Source organism: Rhizobium sp. N731, assembly GCF_001664145.1.
In the GTDB taxonomy this organism is placed as follows: Bacteria; Pseudomonadota; Alphaproteobacteria; order Rhizobiales; family Rhizobiaceae; genus Rhizobium; species Rhizobium esperanzae.
In genome coordinates this window covers 3,044,434-3,059,945 of the sequence record NZ_CP013601.1, presented here as the reverse complement: position 1 = coordinate 3,059,945, position 15,512 = coordinate 3,044,434, and the positions used below count along the sequence as shown (strand labels likewise).

Here is a 15,512-nt window from a genome sequence, read left to right as displayed (position 1 = left end):
CATAAATGAAACGCAACCCGCTGATCCATCGGGTGAAGTGCCCCAAAACGGGGCAGAGGCGGCGACGGCGGGATTTGACTTTAGGCCATGGAACATATAGAGAACATTCTAATGAAGAAGTCGCTAACCGAACGCTTGGCCATCCTGTCAGATGCCGCGAAATACGATGCTTCCTGTGCCTCCAGCGGCACGGTGAACCGCGATTCGAGCACAAGCGGCGGACTGGGTTCGACAGAGGGTTCCGGCATCTGTCATGCCTATGCTCCGGATGGGCGGTGCATTTCGCTTCTGAAGATCCTGCTCACCAATTTCTGCATCTACGACTGCGCCTATTGCGTCAATCGCTCCTCCAGCAATGTCGAGCGGGCGCGCTTCACGGCGGAGGAGGTTGTCTGGCTGACGCTGGAATTCTACCGCCGCAACTATATCGAAGGCCTGTTCCTGTCGTCCGGCATCATCCGCTCTTCCGATTACACGATGGAGGAGATGGTCCGTATCGTCCGCGAGCTGCGTGTAACGCATCATTTCCGCGGCTATATCCATCTCAAAGCAATCCCGGCGGCATCGCCGCGTCTGATCGAGGAGGCGGGGCTTCATGCCGACAGGCTGTCGCTCAATATCGAGCTGCCGACCGACAGCGGCATCACCCGCTTCGCACCGGAAAAGAAGCCGGCCAATATCCGGCGATCGATGGCGGATCTCAGGATGAAGATTGAAGCGGCCGGCGAACCGACGCTTAAGACCGGGAAACGCCAGCGTTTCGTCCCGGCCGGCCAGAGCACGCAGATGATCGTCGGGGCGGATGGGGCGAACGACGCGACCATCCTTGCGAGCAGCGGCCGGCTCTACAGCAGCTATGGCCTGCGGCGTGTCTATTATTCGGCCTTCAGCCCGATCCCCGATGCTTCGAAGAACCTGCCGCTGATCAAGCCGCCGCTGATGCGCGAGCATCGGCTTTACCAAGCCGACTGGCTCTATCGGTTCTACGGTTTCGGCATCGACGAGATCACCGCAAACCAGGTGGGCGGCATGCTCGATCTCAATCTCGATCCGAAACTTGCCTGGGCGCTTGCCAACCGGGCTGAATTTCCCGTCGACATCAACAAAGCCGAGCGCGAGCGGTTATTGCGCGTGCCCGGTCTCGGCACCAAGACGGTGAAGGCCATCGTTTCGGCGCGCCGTTGTCGCCGGCTCCGGCTCGACGATCTCTTGCGGCTCGGCGTTTCGATCAAGAAGGTCCAAGCCTTCATCTCAGCGGAAGGCTGGTCGCCCCGCCGGCTGATCGACCGCCCGGACCTGCGCGCCATGTTCGAGCCGCAGCCTGAACAATTGTCGTTGCTGTGATGCGCCGGGTCGTGCTTGCGGGACGGGGAGAGCTTGGCGAATGGCGCGATGCCGCACGCGCCCTGGCGGCCGCCGGCATCTTGCCCGAGGAGATCGACTGGCGCGAAAAAAGCACCGAGGCCGATCTTTCGTTTCAACGTGACGCCATGCCGCCGGAGCCTGCGACATCACGCAAGCCGATGACGGTGCCGCCCGCCTTCATCGAGCTTGCGGAGACGGTTCTCTGCCATTCCGATCCGGCGCGGTTTTCGCTGCTTTACCATCTGCTCTGGCGGCTGCAGCTGGACCGGCAGCTGCTTGAGGTGACCTCCGACGAGGATGTCGTGCGTACCAGGCTGATGGCTAAGAACGTTCGGCGTGACGCGCACAAAATGACGGCGTTCGTCCGCTTCAAGGAGGTTGGCGCGGTATCGGCAGGTCGTCGGAAATTCCTCGCCTGGTTCGAGCCGGACCATCATATCGTCAGGCGCACGGCTCCCTTTTTCCAACGCCGTTTCACCGACATGGACTGGCTGATTGCGACGCCCAAGGGCTCGGCGGCCTGGGACGGCGAGCGGCTGACGATTGCCGACGAGCCATGCGAAAGGCTCAATCTCAGCGATGCCACGGACGAACTCTGGCGCACCTACTATGCCAGCATCTTCAACCCGGCGCGATTGAAGGTGAAGGCGATGCAGGCGGAGATGCCGAAGAAATACTGGAAGAACCTGCCGGAAGCCGATCTCATTCCCGGCTTGATCGCATCGGCCGAGAGCAAGGTGCGCGACATGGCGGCGCGGGAAGCGACGCAATCGCTGCCTTTTCACGACCGCTTGCAGCAGGCCGCGCGAAATTTTCCCGCAGAACCGGAGGCTCCGGTGGGCGCACTCGAAGCGCTGCGCGCGGAGGCTGCGGTCTGCACGCGCTGTCCGCTTCACGCCAATGCGACCCAGACGGTATTCGGAGAGGGGCCGGGCGATGCGGAGGTGATGTTTGTCGGCGAGCAGCCGGGCGACCAGGAGGATATTGCCGGCCGCCCCTTCGTCGGTCCGGCCGGCCGGTTGCTCGACCAGGTGATAGCAGAGGCGGGTATCGACCGCTCAAGGCTCTATGTCACCAATGCCGTCAAGCATTTCAAATATGAGCCGCGCGGCAAGCGCCGCATCCACCAGAAGCCCAATATGGGCGAGGTGAAGCATTGCCGCTGGTGGCTCGATCTGGAAATGGAACTGGTCAAGCCGAAGCTGATCGTCGCCATGGGGGCGACGGCGCTTGCGGCGCTGACCGATGTGAAGCAGCGTCTCCAGGATATCAGGGGAAGAGCGATGGCGATCGAAGGCGGGCGGACGCTGTTCGTGACGGTGCATCCGTCCTATCTGCTGCGTATTCCCGACGAGCGGCTGAAGGCGGAGGAAATGGTACGGTTTCGCGAGGACATACTGGAAATTCAGCGGCTTATGACGGAAGTCGGATAAACCGATTCCGGTCAAGGTCGCGCCACCGCCCGTCGAGCGGTAGCGCTGCCCTGTCTCAAGCGAAGTAGCTTTGCAGCGGCCGTACTTCGAGATTGCCTGCCTTCAGCGCCTTGATCGCCTGGGCGGCGGCTTCGGCGCCGGCCATCGTCGTGTAATAGGGCACCTTCTGCATCAGCGTCGCGCGGCGCAGCGACTTGGAGTCCGAGATCGCCTTATTGCCGTCGGTGGTGTTGATGACGAGTTGGACCTGGCGGTTGCGGATCGCGTCCTCGATGTGCGGACGGCCTTCCAGAACCTTGTTGATCTTGGTGGCGGTGATGCCGTTTTCCCCGAGGAAGCGGGCGGTGCCGCCGGTTGCCAGCACCTTGAAGCCTTCTTCGACGAGGATGCGGATTGCCGGTAGCACGCGCGCCTTGTCCTCATCGCGCACGGAGACGAAGACCGTTCCGTCACGCGGCAGTTCGACGCCGGCGCCGAGCTGCGACTTGGCGAAGGCCAGGGCAAAATCGGTGTCGAGGCCGATCACTTCGCCGGTCGAGCGCATTTCCGGGCCGAGCAGCGTGTCGACGCCGGGGAAGCGGGCGAAGGGGAAGACGGCTTCCTTGACGGCGATGTGGGTGAGCTTGCGCGGATCGGGCTTCTGCCCATAGGCGGCGAAGGTCGCATCGAGCTTCTCGCCGGCCATGACGCGGGCGGCGATCTTGGCGATCGGCGCGCCGATGGTCTTGGCGACGAAGGGCACGGTGCGCGAGGCGCGCGGATTGACCTCGAGCACGTAGACGGTGCCGTCCTTGATGGCGAACTGGACGTTCATCAAGCCGCCGACATTGAGCGCCTTGGCCATGGCTTTCGCCTGGCGCTCCAGCTCGTCGAGCAGTTCGACCGGCAGCGAGCGCGGCGGCAGCGAGCAGGCCGAGTCACCGGAATGGATGCCGGCTTCCTCGATGTGCTCCATGATGCCGGCGACATAGACGTCGGTGCCATCCGAGAGGCAGTCGACATCGACTTCGATGGCGTGAGTCAGGTAGCTGTCGAAGAGCAGCGGGTTTTTGCCGAGCAGGGTGTTGATCTGGCCTGTTTTGTCGTTGGGATAACGCTGCTTGATGTCTTCGGGCACCAGTTCCGGAACCGTGTCGAGCAGGTAGGTCTGCAACTGGCCTTCCGAATGCAGGATCTGCATGGCACGGCCGCCGAGGACGTAGGACGGGCGCACGACCAGCGGGAAGCCGATTTCGGCTGCGACCAGACGTGCCTGCTCGACCGAATAGGCGATGCCATTGTTCGGCTGGTTGAGGTCGAGCTTCATCAGCAGCTTCTGGAAGCGGTCGCGGTCTTCGGCGAGATCGATCGCATCGGGCGCGGTGCCGAGGATCGGGATGCCGTTCTTTTCCAGCGCTTCGGCAAGCTTTAGCGGCGTCTGGCCGCCGAACTGGACGATGACGCCGACGACTTCGCCCTTTTCCTGCTCGGCGCGCAGGATCTCGATCACGTCTTCCGCCGTCAGCGGTTCGAAATAGAGGCGGTCCGACGTGTCGTAGTCGGTCGAGACGGTTTCCGGGTTGCAGTTGATCATGATCGCTTCATAGCCCGCATCCTTCAGCGCGAAAGCGGCATGGCAGCAGCAATAGTCGAACTCGATGCCCTGGCCGATGCGGTTCGGGCCGCCGCCGAGGATGACGACCTTCCTGCGGTCGGAGACCTGCGCCTCCGAGCGGGCGGCGCCGACGAAGGGCGTCTCGTAGGTCGAATACATATAGGCCGTCGGCGAAGCGAATTCGGCTGCACAGGTGTCGATGCGCTTGAAAACCGGGCGGACGTTCAGACCGTTGCGCAGTTCGGCGACCTCCTTCGGGCGCTTGCCGGTCAGGGTTGCGAGACGCGCGTCGGAGAAGCCCATCGCCTTCAGCATACGCAGGTTGTCGGCATCGCCGGGCAGGCCGTGCTCGCGGATGCGGGCCTCCATGTCGACGATGTTCTTGAGCTCGGCGATGAACCAGGGGTCGATCTTGCAGCCCTCGTGCACCTCTTCGATACTGAGGCCCTGGCGCAGCGCCTGGGCGACCATGCGCAGGCGATCCGGCGTCGGCGTGCCGATGGCGGCGCGGATGGCGTTCTGGCTGGATTCGCCTTCCTCGAAATCGGGGATCTCGATTTCGTCGAGGCCGGTGAGGCCGGTTTCGAGGCCGCGCAGCGCCTTCTGCAGCGATTCGGCGAAGGTGCGGCCGATCGCCATGACTTCGCCGACCGACTTCATCGCGGTGGTCAGCACCGGCGAGGCGCCGGGGAATTTCTCGAAGGCGAAACGCGGGATCTTGGTGACGACATAGTCGATCGACGGCTCGAAGGAGGCGGGCGTGGCGCCGCCGGTGATGTCGTTTTCGAGTTCGTCGAGGGTATAGCCGATGGCGAGCTTGGCGGCGATTTTGGCGATCGGGAAGCCGGTGGCCTTGGACGCCAGCGCCGAGGAGCGCGAGACGCGCGGGTTCATTTCGATGACGACGAGGCGGCCGTCCTTCGGATTGACGGCGAACTGGACGTTCGAGCCGCCGGTCTCGACGCCGATCTCGCGCAGCACCGCGATCGAGGCGTTGCGCATGATCTGGTATTCCTTGTCGGTCAGCGTCAGCGCCGGGGCGACGGTGATGGAATCGCCGGTATGAACGCCCATCGGATCGATGTTCTCGATCGAGCAGATGATGATGCAATTGTCCGCCTTGTCGCGGACGACCTCCATCTCATACTCCTTCCAGCCGAGCACGGATTCTTCGATCAGCACTTCGGTGGTCGGCGAGGCATCGAGGCCGCCGCCGACGATCTCGAAGAATTCCGAGCGGTTATAGGCGATGCCGCCGCCGGTGCCGCCGAGCGTGAAGGAGGGGCGGATGATGGCGGGCAGTCCAACATGGTCGAGCGCCTGGGCGGCGACCGCCATGGCGTGGTTCAGGTAGCGCTGCTTGCGGTCGCTCTCGCCGAGGTTCCACTGGTTCTCCAGTTCGTCCAGCGCCTTGTCAAGTTCGGGACCGGAGAGGCTTTCGCGCAGCTTGCTGCGCTCGGCCTCATGCGTCTTGCGGTCGAGATCCTTGATGTCGGTGGCGTTCGCCAGCATCGAGCGCGGCGTTTCCAGGCCGATGCGGGCCATGGCCTCGCGGAACAGCGCGCGGTCTTCGGCCATGTCGATGGCGGCCGGCTTGGCGCCGATCATCTCGACATTGTAGCGGTCGAGCACGCCCATGCGCTTCAGAGAGAGGGCGGTGTTCAGAGCCGTCTGGCCGCCCATGGTCGGCAGCAGCGCGTCCGGGCGCTCCTTGGCGATGATCTTGGCGACGACCTCCGGGGTGATCGGCTCGACATAGGTGGCGTCTGCCAGCCCGGGGTCGGTCATGATGGTCGCCGGGTTGGAATTGACGAGGATGACGCGGTAGCCTTCCTCCTTCAGCGCCTTGCAGGCCTGGGTGCCGGAATAGTCGAATTCGCAAGCCTGGCCAATGACGATCGGTCCCGCGCCGATGATGAGGATCGATTTGATGTCTTGGCGCTTCGGCATGGGCGATATCCATTTTCTGGCTGCGCAGAAAACCGGCCAGGGTGGGAGATCACCGGGTCGGTTGCGCATGCTGGGTCTTTTCAGGCTAGAAGCGGCTTATAGGCAAATGTATTTGCAAACGGAACCCCATAAATCACGGAATCGACAGGAATCCGAACCGCGCGAACGGCTATTTTCGTCCGGGGATGACGAGCGCCCGGATTTCGCCGCCGCGCGCCGGATTGATGATCGCGTCCGGGGCTTCTGCGAGCCCGATCCTGCGGGAGATCAACGGCTCGACCTTGATCCTGCCGGTGGCGATGAGATCGGCGGCGCGAGCATGGGTGAAGGGGTTGACGAAGGAGCTTATCAGCGCGACTTCGCGGAACAGGAGGTCGAAGGGTTCGATCTCGATCGTGGCGCCCTGCGGCATGACGCCCAAAATGACGGCGGTGCCGCCGCGCCGGGCAAGCCGGGGCGTCTGCTGCATCGTCTCGGCCACGCCAGCGCATTCGAAGACGACGTCGGCGCCGCCGGGCAGAAGCCCGTCTTCGGCGATGATACGGGCAACGATATCGCCGTCACCGGGATCGGCCGTTGCCGTTGCGCCGAGGCTTTCGGCCAGCCGGCGCTTTTCGGCACTGCGAGTCACCAGCACGATGCGGGTCGCGCCGGCAAGCGGTGCCAGCTGAATCGTGAGCAGGCCGATGACGCCGCCGCCGAGCACGACTGCCGACGAGCCGGTTTTCAGCCCGGCGAGATCGACGCCGTGAATGCAGCAGGCCAGCGGCTCGCAGAAGGCGCCGTGCAGCGGGTCGATATCTGTCGGCAGGGCAAAAGCCTGACTTTCAGGCATGCAGACATATTCGGCGAAGCCGCCGTCGCGGTGAATGCCGATCGCCTGCAGCTTCCGGCAGAGATTGACGCGGCCGCGCCGGCATTCCTCGCAGCCGCCGCAAGAGATGTTGGGATCGCCCGTCACGCGCATGCCGGGGCGGAAATCAGTCACGCCGGCTCCAACCGCCTCGACGATGCCTGCAAATTCATGGCCGAGGGTCACCGGCGGCTTCGAGGGAAATTCGCCATGGAAGATATGGCGGTCGGTGCCGCAAATGCCGCAGGCTTCGACGCGGACCAGCAGGTCGCCCGGGCCTGGTGCCGGTTTTTCGACCTCGCACAGCTCCAACGTTCCGGTTGCTTCCAGGCGTACGGCCTTCATCGGCTTGTCCTCCCGTATTCTCCTCTTCATCAGAAGAGCCAAAGCTGGAGTCTCGTCAAGCGCTTAAGACGTCCTCTTTATATGAAGCGTGCGCCGACCGGCTACGTCCTGGCTGCGATTGCGCCACGCCAAAGACCCGCCCTATCGCCGGATGAAGCCGCTGGAATTCCGGCCATCGACGGATATATAGATTCCTGAAGTAAAAGCATTGGCATTGCCGGGGAGAACGAAGATGGAATGGAGAGGCCGGCGTCAGTCCGACAATATCGAGGATCGCCGCGGCGAGCCGAGCAGCGGCGGGTTCGGCCGCGGCGGCGGCTTCAACTTTCCCTCGGGCGGCGGCGTTCGCCGCGCCGGCGGCGGCTTGAGCATCGGCACGATCATCTTCCTCGTCGTCATCTATTTCATCTTCAAGATGATGGGCATTGACCTGCTGCAGGTGCTCGACACCGGCAGCATGACGAGCGGCCCCGGCTACGAGCAGAGCCAGACCGAAGGCACGCGCACACCAGCCAATGACGAAATGACCGCCTTCATGCGCACCGTGCTCGCCGAGACCGAAGATACGTGGAACGGCATCTTTCAGTCGCAGGGCCGGACCTACGAGGAGCCGCGCCTCGTGCTGTTCTCGGGCGCGACGGCATCGGCCTGCGGCTCGGCATCGGCAGCGACCGGACCGTTCTACTGCCCCGGCGATCATAAGGTCTATCTCGACACGGATTTCTTCCAGGAACTCTCCGACCGGTTCGGCGCTTCGGGCGATTTCGCCGAAGCCTATGTCGTCGCCCACGAGGTCGGCCACCACGTGCAGAACCTGCTCGGCATCCTGCCGCAGTTCAACAAGGCTCGCCAGGGGATGAGCGAGGAGCGGGCTAATGAGATGTCGGTGCGCATCGAGTTGCAGGCCGACTGCTTCGCCGGCATCTGGGGCAAATATACCCAGCAGAAGGGCATATTGGAGGCCGGCGACCTGGAGGAGGCGCTGAATGCGGCGCAGCAGATCGGCGACGATACGCTGCAGAAGCGGACGCAGGGCTACGTCGTGCCCGAGAGTTTCAACCACGGTACTTCTGCGCAGCGCGTCCGATGGTTCAAGCGCGGCTTCGACAGCGGGCAGCTGTTGGCTTGCGATACGTTGTCGGGGCCGGTTTGAGTTTCCAGCGTCCCTGCGTGTAGCCCCCTCATCCGCCCTACGGGCACCTTCTCCCCGAGGGGAGAAGAGGGGATCGAGACGTCGCGGCAAGTCCCCTTCTCCCCTCGGGGAGAAGGTGCCCGTAGGGCGGATGAGGGGGCTACACGGCAGAACGTTTCGGCCCTTTTGACCTAACACCTAACCTTAGTTCTCACTATCCATATGCTGCAGCATCTGCTCCGGATAACGCCCGCCCGCGGCAGCACCCTTCGGCACGGCGCGTTCGATCGCGGCGAAATCCTCCGGCGACAGGTCGACGGCGCGTGAACCGAGGGCCTCGGTCAGCCGGTCGCGGCGGCGGGCGCCGATGAGGGGGACGATATCCTTGCCCTTGGCGGCGACCCAGGCGATGGCGATCTGGGCGACGGAGACACTTTTTGCCTGGGCGATCTCGCGCAGCTTTTCCACCAGCGCGAGATTCTGATCGATATTGCCTTCCTGAAAGCGCGGGCTGTCGGTGCGGAAGTCGCCGGCGGCCGCCTGGCCCTTCTGCCAATGGCCGCTGATCAGGCCACGCGAGAGCACGCCGTAAGCGGTGATCGAGATGCCGAGTTCACGTGTCGTCGGCAGGATCTTCTCTTCGATGCCGCGCGAGATCAGCGAATATTCGATCTGAAGGTCGACGATCGGGGCGGTGGCGGCGGCGCGGCGGATCGTGTCGGCGCCGACTTCCGACAGACCGATATGTCTGACGTAGCCTGATTTGACCAGATCGGCGATGGTGCCGACGGTGTCCTCGATCGGCACATTCGGATCCAGGCGGGCAGGGCGGTAGATGTCGATATAGTCGACGCCGAGGCGCTGCAGCGTGTAGGCGAGGAAGTTCTTCACGGCCGCCGGGCGGGCATCGATGCCGCTCCATCCGCCTGCAGGATCGCGCAGCGCGCCGAACTTGACGCTGATGACGGCGTCTTCGCGCCTGCGGCCCTTCAATGCCTCGCCGATCAGCATTTCATTGTGGCCCATGCCGTAGAAATCGCCGGTGTCGAGCAGGTTGATGCCGGCATCGAGCGCGGCATGGATTGTCGCAATGCTCTCGGCGCGGTCGGCGGGACCATACATGCCCGACATGCCCATGCAGCCGAGGCCGATGGCCGAGACATCAGGTCCGGTCTGTCCTAAACGATAGATCTGCATCGTCTTCTCCTTTATTGCGCCGTGCGGCGTGATCGGGCATCCGCGCCGAGCGCCGCTGTCGAGGCTGTTCTACCGTCTTCGCATCCGGGCGATAATCGGACGAAGTGGAACAGGCTGTGCGGGGAAATGCACAATGAGTGTTCTGTTTGGATTGATCTGGATGCCTTTGTGGCGATTGCAAGGGAGTTTATCGCTGGGATCCGCCGGAAAGACGGCGCGCGTCTACCGGTTGAGGCCCTGATGATTTTCCCGTACAAACTCCTGAGATGCTTCCAGATGTTCACGGATTGTTTCAGTTTCTTTTCTGAGCTATGTCACTTTCCGGCGACGGAGATCGTCTTTTCAGAAACAGCCGCTGTAGAGATGCCTCATGCTTGATCCGAAATTCGTTCGCCGCGGCCTTTTCCTGGTCTTCGTCATCCTCTTCCTCGACATTATCGGCATCGCCATCATCATGCCGGTGCTGCCCGCCTATCTGGAGCAACTGACCGGCGGCAGCGTCAGCGATGCTGCGATCGACGGCGGCTGGCTGATGCTCGTCTATGCCGGCATGCAGTTCCTGTTCGCGCCGCTGCTCGGAAACCTGTCCGACCGTTTCGGCCGCCGGCCGATCCTCCTGCTTTCGGTGCTGACCTTCGCGATCGACAATTTCATCTGCGGCATTGCCACCAGTTTCTGGATGCTGTTCGTCGGCCGTGTGCTTGCCGGCATCAGCGGCGGCAGCTTCGCCACCTGCTCGGCCTATATCGCCGATATCAGCACGGAGGAGAACCGCGCCAAGAACTTCGGATTGATCGGCATCGCCTTCGGCGTCGGCTTCACCATTGGCCCCGTCATCGGCGGCTTCCTTGGGGAATTCGGCCCGCGCGTGCCCTTCCTCGGCGCTGCTGCTTTGTCGCTTCTCAATTTTGTCGCCGCCTGCTTTCTGCTGCCGGAAACGCTGGAGGCGAAGAACCGCCGTCGCTTCGAGTGGAAACGCGCCAATCCGCTCGGCGCGTTGCGCCAGATGCGCCATTACCCTGGCATCGGCGGGGTCAGCCTCGTCATGTTCCTGTTTTTCCTGGCGCATGCCGTCTATCCCTCGGTCTGGTCCTTCGTCTCCACCTACCGCTACGGCTGGAGCGAGGGGCAGATCGGCCTGTCGCTCGGCATTTACGGCATCGGCGCCGCGCTCGTCATGGGGCTGGTCCTGCCGCGCGTCGTGCCTCTGCTCGGCGAATGGAAGACCGCGCTTCTCGGTCTCTGCTTCTCCGCTGCGGGGCTGACCGGCTATGCCTTCGCCTGGGAGGGCTGGGTGGTTTATGTCGTCATCGTGGCGACCGTCATCGAAAACGTCGCCGATCCGGCGCTGCGCAGTATTGCCGCCGGCAAGGTGCCGCCTTCGGCGCAGGGCGAGCTGCAGGGCGCGCTGACCAGCCTCAGCAGCATCACCACCATTGTCGGGCCGCTGATCTTCACGCAGATGTTCGGCTATTTCACGCGGCCTGAGGCGCCCGTCACCTTTGCCGGTGCGCCTTATCTCACGGCTGCCGTGCTCATCGTTCTGGCCGCCGGGGTGTTTCTTACGAGGGTTCGAGCCCGGGAGCCGGCCGAGGCGCTGGAAGGCGTGGGCTGAACCGATCAGAAATGGTGATGGTATGATGAATTTTTCATCATCTGCCTGTTTTGGGGTAGTTCTTTGCGAGGCTTTGATTTAAGCCCGAGTGATATTTTTGCGCCAACTACGCGGCGTTGCAGATCTCAATCACAGGACTGGTGTCATGGACACGCCGATCGACGCGCGCAGCCTTGCGCCGACAAACGATAATCGTTGGGGTGCGCATTTCCGTGCAACACTGGCGCTCGGCATTCCACTGATCGGCGCGCAGCTCGCTCAGCTCGGCATCAATACTACCGACGTGATGATCGTCGGGCGCCTCGGCGCCGAGCATCTGGCGGCAATGGTGCTGTCGGCTCAATTCCTCTTCACCATCCTCATCTTCGGTTCGGGTTTCGCCATCGCCGTCATTCCGATGGTGGCGCAGGCCTATGGCCGCGGCGACGTCGTCTCTGTGCGCCGATCGCTGCGCATGGGTCTGTGGGTGGTGATAGGATATTGGGCCGTCATGCAGCCCGCCTTCTTCAATTCCGAGCAAATCCTGCTCTTCGCGCAGCAGAAGCCGGAGGTAGCCAAGCTCGCGCATGGCTATATCATGATCGGTCAATTCGGCGTGCTGCCGGCACTGCTCTTCAACGTGATGCGCGCGCTGGTCAGCGCCATCGGCAAGGCAGGCATCATCCTCAACGTCACCATCGTCACGCTGGTGATGAACGCGTTTTTCGCCTATGCCCTCGTGCTCGGCCATTTCGGCTTTCCGGCGATGGGGCTCGAGGGTGCGGCGATCGTATCGGTCGTGGTGCAGACGGCTGGTTTCCTCTTCATCCTTGCCTTCGTGCAGAGGCGGGAGGAGACGCGCCGCTACGAGATCTTCGTGCGGTTCTGGAAGCCCGACTGGCATGCGCTGCTGGAAGTCATCCGGCTCGGTTTCCCGATCAGCGTCACCATCCTTGCCGAGGTCAGCCTGTTCACGGTGGCCTCGCTGCTGATGGGCTATATCGGCACGATCGAACTTGCCGCCCACGGCATCGCCCTGCAATGGGCATCGATCGCCTTCATGATCCCGCTCGGCCTCAGCCAGGCGGCGACGGTGCGCGTGGGCGTCGCGCACGGGCAGGGCGATTATGACGGGCTGGTGCGAGCTTCCATCATGGTGTTCATCCTCGGCTGCGCCATTTCGGCGGTGGGCTCGGTGCTCTTTGCCACCATGCCGCAATTGCTCGGCAGCTGGTTCCTCGACGTCAGTTCGCCTGAGGCGCCCGAGGTGCTCGCCTATGCCGGGCCGCTGATCGTCGTTGCCGGGCTTTTCCAACTGGTCGATGGGCTGCAGGTGATCGCCAACGGATTGCTGCGCGGCCTGAAGGACGCGCGCGTGCCGATGATCATGGCGCTGATCGCTTACTGGCCGATTGGCTTCTTCCTGGCCTGGGCCTTCGCCTTTCCGCTGGGTCTGGACGGCATCGGCATCTGGTTCGGCTTCCTCGTCGGGCTGGCGGCGGCGGCCGCCATGCTCTGCGGACGGTTCTATCTTCTCGTTCGCCGGGAGGGCGCGATCGCCGGCGTCTGAGCCGGCGTCCTTGCCCTCAGCCCGCGACAGGCTTGTAACTGCCGATATCGGCTCGAATGCCGAGACGCAAGAACATTTCCTGCGGATCGAAATTTGCGGCCTTATGGGCGTCCGTCACGGCTGCCCGCGCACGCTCAACGACCTCGGTATTTTTCCATTCGGCGATCGTGACGAAATTGAATTCGCCGGGACCTGCGACCTGCTCCAGCACCCGGTGATCGATGAAACCCTCCTGTGCCTCCAGCAGCTTGTGGGTCATCATCACTTTGACAAGAAATTCCTCACGCGCCGCCGCCGGCACGATGAACTTGTCGACACGATAGAAGGCTCCGCTCATCTATATCTCCTGCATCGGATCTGCAGGCAGTTCTGTAATTCCTCAAGCATGGTTGAGGTCAACAGTGAAAAGGGAGGGGCCGGTCGAATGTCCATTGCTTTCCTGTTTCGGGGACATTCTCGAAGCTTGATGCAACGGTGCGCCAGAAGCGGTCGCTGGCTCGACATCATTGCGTGGACCTTCAACGTCGGGTGCGTCATGAGCCATTGGACAAGTCGATCTCAACCAAGATCGCTCTAAGCCGCGGCTAGAAGTTCTTTCTTGCCCTCTGTCTCCCTGCTATCCTGGAAGTGAGGAGACCGCGCCATGAGCGAGAACCGAAAGCTGGCTGCAATCCTGGCCGCAGACGTGGTCGGGTACAGCCGGCTTGCCGGCGCCGACGAGGACCGCACCCTGGCGAGGTTACGGGCACTACGTAGCGATCTCATCGATCCGACGATCGCCGTGCATCATGGCCGGGTGGTGAAGCGCACCGGCGATGGTGCGCTGGTCGAGTTCCGCAGCGTGGTGGACGCCGTGCGCTGTGCCATTGAGGTGCAGAACGGTATGGTGGAGCGCAATGACGGCGTGCCGCAGGACCGTCGCATCGAGTTCCGGATCGGTATCCATTTGGGCGACGTCGTCGAGGAAAGCGATGGCGATCTGATGGGCGACGGCGTCAACATCGCCTCGCGATTGGAGGGCGTCGCCGCGGCGGGCGCGATCTGCCTATCCGAGGATGCCTATCGCCAGGTCAAGGCGAGGCTCGACCTCTCGGTCAGCGATCTCGGCAACACGCAACTCAAGAATATCGCCGAACCGATCCGGGTCTATTCGCTGCAAGTCGGCAGCGCCGGGACCAAGGCAGCCGCGACCTCGCAAACCGCCACGAGCCAGCCGGCGACGGCAACGTCGCCGAAGCTGTCGATCGCCGTCCTGCCCTTCGCCAACATGAGCGGTGACGCCGAACAGGACTACTTCGCCGACGGCATCTCGGAAGACATCATCACGGCGCTATCGAAGTTGTCGCAGCTCTTCGTCATCGCCCGCAATTCGTCGTTTACCTTCAAGGGCAAGAACGTACAGGTGCAGGAGGTGGGCACGAAGCTCGGCGTGCGGTATGTTCTTGAGGGCAGTGTGCGCAAATCGGGGAACAGGGTACGCATCACCGCGCAGCTCATCGACGCGACCACCGGCGGGCACATTTGGGCGGAGCGGTTCGATCGCGACCTGACCGACATATTCGCGGTTCAGGACGATGTAACGCAGAAAATCGTCGATGCGCTGGCGGTCAGTCTGACAGAGGGCGATCGAAAAAGGCTGGTGCCGGGGCAGACCGGGCGCCCTGAGGCGTATGACTGCTTCCTGCGTGGCCGGGAGCTGTGGCACCGCCTGACGAAGCAAACGAACCGCGACGCCCGCGAGCTTTTGCAACGCGCCGTCGACCTGGACCCGAACTTCGCCTCGGCGCACGCCTTTCTCGCCCTTACCCACGGGCTCGACTACCTGAACCGGTGGAGCGCGTCGCCGCAGCGCTCGATCGAGCAAGCCGAAGAGGCTGCGACGCTGGCGGTAGCGCGGGATGATAATGATCCAGTTGCACATTGGGCGCTGAGCTTGGTCAAGCTTTATTCGCGACAGCACGATAGAGCCATCAGCGAGGCCGAGCGTGCGATAGTCCTCAATCCGAACTTCGCCGAAGGGCGGGTCAGCCTCGGCGAGGCACTCATCTATTCAGGCAGAGCCGAGGAGGCACTCGCCTGTTTCGATCAGGTAAGGGTCCTGAATCCGTACTTTCCGGATGTCGTTCTCCACTTTCAGGCTTTGGCTCTGTTTCAACTGGGAAGGTTCCGAGAGGCCGTCGAGCTGTTGCTGCAGCGCGTGAGCCGCAACCCCGTTACCGATGTCTCGCGCGCGCTTCTCGCCGCGTGTTACGGGCACCTCGGCCGTTTCGAAGAGGCCCGCGCGACGTGGCAAGAAGTGCTGCGGGTCAATCCCGACTACTCCCTGGAATACCGTCGCAAAGTCTTGCCCTTCAAGAACCCCGCCGATTTCGAGCTTGTCGTGGAGGGGCTACGCAAGGCCGGTGTCGTATAATGACGGATGATTAATGTCCGATCTTGAACCGTTGCCGCCGTTTGCACGGAGCTGAGTAACAGCCAG

At 62.8% G+C, this 15,512-nt stretch carries 10 protein-coding genes and 1 pseudogene; 7 read left to right on the top strand and 4 right to left on the bottom strand.

Going from position 1 to position 15,512, the window contains the following annotated elements; translation table 11 throughout:
* Positions 1-111: 111 nt before the first annotated feature.
* Positions 112-1,344 carry a putative DNA modification/repair radical SAM protein gene (locus AMK02_RS15050; protein WP_064803987.1) on the top strand — a complete coding sequence of 411 codons (1,233 nt, stop codon included), beginning with the start codon at positions 112-114 and terminating at the stop codon, positions 1,342-1,344.
* The gene (locus AMK02_RS15045; protein ID WP_064803986.1) at positions 1,344-2,798 is read left to right on the top strand and encodes a UdgX family uracil-DNA binding protein; all 1,455 of its coding nucleotides are present in this window, start codon (positions 1,344-1,346) and stop codon (positions 2,796-2,798) included. The genes AMK02_RS15050 and AMK02_RS15045 overlap by 1 nt, the downstream gene beginning before the upstream one ends.
* 55 nt (positions 2,799-2,853) lie before the next feature.
* Here AMK02_RS15045 and carB read toward each other — a convergent pair whose 3' ends face one another.
* A complete protein-coding gene (carB, locus tag AMK02_RS15040) occupies positions 2,854-6,342 on the bottom strand; it encodes a carbamoyl-phosphate synthase large subunit (protein ID WP_064803984.1) in 3,489 nt (1,162 codons plus the stop codon).
* Between the two features lie 169 nt (positions 6,343-6,511).
* Positions 6,512-7,540 (bottom strand): zinc-dependent alcohol dehydrogenase family protein, encoded by a 1,029-nt coding sequence (locus tag AMK02_RS15035; protein WP_064803982.1) that lies wholly within the window; start codon positions 7,538-7,540, stop codon positions 6,512-6,514.
* A gap of 232 nt (positions 7,541-7,772) precedes the next feature.
* Here AMK02_RS15035 and ypfJ point away from each other — a divergent pair, with 232 nt between their 5' ends.
* Both ypfJ and AMK02_RS32690 read left to right on the top strand, forming a co-directional pair.
* Complete coding sequence (gene ypfJ, locus AMK02_RS15030; protein ID WP_064803980.1) at positions 7,773-8,693, top strand: KPN_02809 family neutral zinc metallopeptidase; 921 nt, start codon at positions 7,773-7,775, stop codon at positions 8,691-8,693.
* A 23-nt stretch (positions 8,694-8,716) separates the two neighbouring features.
* Positions 8,717-8,834, top strand: a pseudogene (locus tag AMK02_RS32690) (endonuclease domain-containing protein); the annotation flags it as partial.
* Positions 8,835-8,876: 42 nt separating this feature from the next.
* On the opposite strand, the gene AMK02_RS15025 reads toward AMK02_RS32690, so the two are convergent.
* A complete protein-coding gene (locus AMK02_RS15025; protein WP_064803978.1) occupies positions 8,877-9,869 on the bottom strand; it encodes an aldo/keto reductase in 993 nt (330 codons plus the stop codon).
* Positions 9,870-10,239: 370 nt separating this feature from the next.
* Here AMK02_RS15025 and AMK02_RS15015 point away from each other — a divergent pair, with 370 nt between their 5' ends.
* A complete protein-coding gene (locus AMK02_RS15015; RefSeq protein ID WP_064803975.1) occupies positions 10,240-11,484 on the top strand; it encodes a TCR/Tet family MFS transporter in 1,245 nt (414 codons plus the stop codon).
* Positions 11,485-11,629: 145 nt separating this feature from the next.
* A complete protein-coding gene (locus AMK02_RS15010; RefSeq protein ID WP_064803973.1) occupies positions 11,630-13,033 on the top strand; it encodes an MATE family efflux transporter in 1,404 nt (467 codons plus the stop codon).
* A gap of 16 nt (positions 13,034-13,049) precedes the next feature.
* Here AMK02_RS15010 and AMK02_RS15005 read toward each other — a convergent pair whose 3' ends face one another.
* A complete protein-coding gene (locus AMK02_RS15005) occupies positions 13,050-13,370 on the bottom strand; it encodes an antibiotic biosynthesis monooxygenase family protein (RefSeq protein ID WP_064803972.1) in 321 nt (106 codons plus the stop codon).
* A 306-nt stretch (positions 13,371-13,676) separates the two neighbouring features.
* Between AMK02_RS15005 and AMK02_RS15000 the strand changes: the two genes are divergently transcribed.
* Positions 13,677-15,446 (top strand): adenylate/guanylate cyclase domain-containing protein, encoded by a 1,770-nt coding sequence (locus tag AMK02_RS15000; RefSeq protein WP_064803970.1) that lies wholly within the window; start codon positions 13,677-13,679, stop codon positions 15,444-15,446.
* Positions 15,447-15,512 lie beyond the last annotated feature (66 nt).